This is a genomic window from Streptomyces sp. NPDC059456 (assembly GCF_042750055.1).
Taxonomy (GTDB): Bacteria; Actinomycetota; Actinomycetes; order Streptomycetales; family Streptomycetaceae; genus Streptomyces.
On record NZ_JBHYVA010000786.1, the window covers coordinates 1 to 3,693 of the forward strand.

The 3,693-nt window shown below is 72.8% G+C and carries 4 protein-coding genes; 1 reads left to right on the plus strand and 3 read right to left on the minus strand.

Going from position 1 to position 3,693, the window contains the following annotated elements:
- Positions 1 to 143 precede the first annotated feature (143 nt).
- The gene (locus ACFXA3_RS38420) at positions 144 to 1,907 is read right to left on the minus strand and encodes an acetyl/propionyl/methylcrotonyl-CoA carboxylase subunit alpha (RefSeq protein WP_385195297.1); all 1,764 of its coding nucleotides are present in this window, start codon (positions 1,905 to 1,907) and stop codon (positions 144 to 146) included.
- 396 nt (positions 1,908 to 2,303) lie between these two features.
- Here ACFXA3_RS38420 and ACFXA3_RS38425 point away from each other — a divergent pair, with 396 nt between their 5' ends.
- Positions 2,304 to 2,831 carry a hypothetical protein gene (locus tag ACFXA3_RS38425; protein WP_385195300.1) on the plus strand — a complete coding sequence of 176 codons (528 nt, stop codon included), beginning with the start codon at positions 2,304 to 2,306 and terminating at the stop codon, positions 2,829 to 2,831.
- Here the strand turns inward: ACFXA3_RS38425 and ACFXA3_RS38430 are convergent.
- Positions 2,812 to 3,426 carry a nucleoside triphosphate pyrophosphatase gene (locus ACFXA3_RS38430; RefSeq protein ID WP_385195303.1) on the minus strand — a complete coding sequence of 205 codons (615 nt, stop codon included), beginning with the start codon at positions 3,424 to 3,426 and terminating at the stop codon, positions 2,812 to 2,814. The two genes, ACFXA3_RS38425 and ACFXA3_RS38430, sit on opposite strands and share 20 nt — an antisense overlap.
- 42 nt (positions 3,427 to 3,468) lie before the next feature.
- Complete coding sequence (mmpB, locus tag ACFXA3_RS38435) at positions 3,469 to 3,600, minus strand: morphogenic membrane protein MmpB (protein WP_385195305.1); 132 nt, start codon at positions 3,598 to 3,600, stop codon at positions 3,469 to 3,471.
- Positions 3,601 to 3,693: the final 93 nt, after the last annotated feature.

Here is a 3,693-nt window from a genome sequence, read left to right on the forward strand (position 1 = left end):
AGGGTCGTGTGTGTGTCGAGGGTGTTGGTGGTGCGTCTCCGGGCGGGGGCGGTGGGGGGGCGGCCCGCGCCCCCGCCCCCGTCCCGCGCCGCCCCCCCGCCCCGCCCCGCCCGGCCCCCCGCCCCCGGGCCGGGTCGAGGACGTCAGTCCTTGATCTCGCAGATGGTGGCCCCGGAGGTGAGGCTCGCGCCCACCTCGGCGGTGAGGCCGACGATCGTGCCGGAGCGGTGCGCGTTCAACGGCTGCTCCATCTTCATGGCCTCCAGGACGACGATCAGGTCGCCCTCGTTGACCTGCTGGCCCTCCTCGACCGCGACCTTGACGATCGTGCCCTGCATCGGGGACGCGAGGGTGTCGCCGGAAGCCGCCGGACCGGACTTCTTCGCCGCACGGCGCTTGGGCTTGGCGCCGCCCGCGGCGGCCGTGCGGGCCAGGGTCATGCCCAGCGAGGACGGCAGCGAGACCTCCAGGCGCTTGCCGCCGACCTCGACGACCACCGTCTCGCGGCCCGGCTCGTCCTCGGCGTCCTCGGCCGCGGGAGCGGCGAACGCCGGGATCTCGTTGACGAACTCGGTCTCGATCCAGCGGGTGAAGACCGTGAACGGGCTGCCGTCCGCCGGGGCGAAGGCGGGGTCCGTGACGACCGCGCGGTGGAACGGGATGGCCGTGGCCATGCCCTCCACCTCGAACTCGGCCAGCGCACGCGCGGCGCGCTGCAGGGCCTGCTCGCGGGTGGCGCCCGTGACGACCAGCTTGGCGAGCAGCGAGTCCCAGGCCGGGCCGATGACCGAGCCGGACTCCACGCCCGTGTCGAGGCGGACGCCCGGACCCGACGGCGCGGCGAACTTGGTGACGGTGCCCGGGGCCGGCAGGAAGCCGCGGCCCGGGTCCTCGCCGTTGATGCGGAACTCGAACGAGTGGCCGCGCAGCACGGGGTCGCCGTAGCCGAGCTCCTCGCCGTCGGCGATGCGGAACATCTCGCGCACGAGGTCGATGCCGGAGACCTCTTCGGTGACCGGGTGCTCGACCTGCAGACGGGTGTTGACCTCCAGGAAGGAGATCAGGCCGTCGGCGGAGACCAGGAACTCGACCGTGCCGGCGCCGACGTAGCCGGCCTCCTTCAGGATCGCCTTCGAGGCGGCGTACAGCTCGGCGTTCTGCGCCTCGGACAGGAACGGCGCGGGAGCCTCCTCCACCAGCTTCTGGTGGCGGCGCTGGAGCGAGCAGTCACGGGTCGAGACGACGACCACGTTGCCGTGGGAGTCGGCCAGGCACTGGGTCTCGACGTGCCGCGGCTTGTCGAGGTAGCGCTCGACGAAGCACTCGCCGCGGCCGAACGCGGCGACGGCCTCACGGACGGCCGATTCGTAGAGCTCCGGCACCTCTTCGAGGGTGCGGGCGACCTTCAGGCCGCGACCGCCACCGCCGAAGGCGGCCTTGATCGCGATCGGCAGGCCGTGCTCCTTGGCGAACGCGACGACCTCGTCGGCACCGGACACCGGGTCCGGGGTGCCGGCGACGAGCGGCGCGCCGGCGCGCTGGGCGATGTGCCGGGCGGCGACCTTGTCGCCGAGGTCGCGGATGGCCTGCGGGGGCGGGCCGATCCAGGTCAGGCCCGCGTCGAGGACGGCCTGCGCGAAGTCGGCGTTCTCGGAGAGGAAGCCGTATCCGGGATGGATGGCGTCCGCGCCGGAATCGGCGGCGGCCTGCAGGACCTTGGAGATGTCCAGGTAGCTGGCGGCCGGGGTGTCACCGCCCAACGCGAAAGCTTCGTCGGCCGCGCGGACGTGCAGGGCGTCCCGGTCCGGATCGGCGTAGACGGCTACGCTTGCGATTCCGGCATCCCGGCAGGCCCGAGCAACGCGGACAGCGATTTCGCCACGGTTGGCGATGAGCACCTTGCGCACGATGGCTCCCTCCTTGAAACAAGCTGAGTTTAGGGACAGCCCACACGGCGTTTCGACCCTTCCCTAGAGGTGACCTTGCCCACACGGAGTGTGATTCGAGTCTGCCTCAAGCGAGGAAAGCCCTTGTGGCGCCCCAGGTCAGGGGGATCCCCAACTGCACAGTAACCCCGTCACCCATCCGAGGTCTCTGTTCGCCGGGTCAGCGGGCCCCTGTGATTCTTTGTCGAGTCCCTACGAACGGCCCACACATTCTTTGCGTGATCGCCGGGCGGGGCCCCTCGTGCAACGAAGCGGCCCGGCCCCCTTGTCCGTACGTTTACCCGTTAGTAGCCTCCAGGGCGTCGAACAGGCTTGTGGCCGGGGAGTCGTTGGAGGGGTGGGTTCGCCGTGGGCGTCGTGCTGCGCAGACTCGTGGCCGGGCTGGCCGCGATCGTGCTCGTCGCCGAGGCGGCGGTCCTCGTTCTCGTCCACCTGGTCCTGGGCCGGACCACCCGCAACCAGTCGATGTCGATCGCGGGCATGGACCCTGATGTCATGTCCACGGCAACGTACGCGATGGGGGCGGGCATCGGCGCGTTCCTGCTCCTGTGCGCCGTGCTCCTCGCCGTGGTCGCCGTACGGGACCGGGCCCCGGGAACCTTCGCGCGCGTCGTGCTCGTCACCGCCGCCGTCACCCACGGGCTGCTCGGCGCCGTCGCCGCCGGCCTCGTCGGCTGGGGCGCCTTCACGGTGACGATGGTGATCCTGTGCCTGCTCGTCCTGACCCTGACGCTCTACGCGGCCCAGGACGAGGGCACGGCGACCCCGGGGGCCACCGGAGCCCCGGGAGGCCCCGGGGGAGCCCCGGCGGGCGCCCCGGACGTCCAGGACGTCCAGGACACCCCGCCTCCGCCGTACGGGGAGCTCAGGCCCACAAATCCGTGATGGACACGCCCAGTTCGGCCAGCAGGGAGCGCAGCAGCGGCAGCGACAGCCCGATGACGTTGCCGGGGTCGCCGTCGATGCCCTCGATGAACGGCGCCGACAGCCCGTCCAGGGTGAAGGCACCGGCCACGTGCAGCGGCTCGCCGCTCGCCACGTACGCGGCCACCTCGGCGTCCGTCGGCTCGCCGAACCGGACCGTCGTGGACGCCGTGGCCGAGACCCGGCGCCCGGTCGCCGTGTCGATCACGCAGTGCCCGGTGCGCAGCACGCCCGCCCGCCCGCGCATCGACTTCCAGCGCGCCGTGGCCTCCTCGGCGTCCGCCGGCTTGCCGAGCGCCTCGCCGTCCAGCTCCAGCACCGAGTCGCAGCCGATCACCAGCGCGCCCGCGGCCTCGTCCAGGGCCGCCACGACGTCCGCCTTGGCCTCGGCCAGCGCCAGCGCGAGCTCGGCCGGGGTGTCCGCGCTGAGCGCGTCCTCGTCGAAGTGACTGACGATCACGTGCGGGGCCATGCCGGCCTGCCGCAGCAGGTTGAGCCGGGCGGGTGAGGCGGAGGCGAGGACGAGGGCGTGGGCAGCAGCAGTCATGCCCGCCATCGTAGGGGCGCCCCGAAGGCCCGCGCCCTGGAAGCCCGCGCCCTAGAAGCCCACGCCCAGCACGTACACGACGACCAGCATCGCGAGGACGACCACCACGGTCATCCGCCGCACCATCGCCTGCACGTCCCGCATGTCCCGGGGCGGCTCGTCCTTCGGGTCTGACCAGAGCATGCACCGATCCTGGCCCCACGGACCGGTGTGGGGGGGGGGGGGGGGGGGGGGTGGGGGGGCGGGCGGGGGGGGGAGACAGTCTCTCCGGGGGGA

What these genes read in the sequence shown, in the direction of transcription:
- ACFXA3_RS38430 (WP_385195303.1), bottom strand. Translation starts at nt 3,426, where the DNA reads ATGGCGGGCATGACTGCTGCTGCCCACGCCCTCGTCCTCGCCTCCGCC.
- mmpB (WP_385195305.1), bottom strand. Translation starts at nt 3,600, where the DNA reads ATGCTCTGGTCAGACCCGAAGGACGAGCCGCCCCGGGACATGCGGGAC.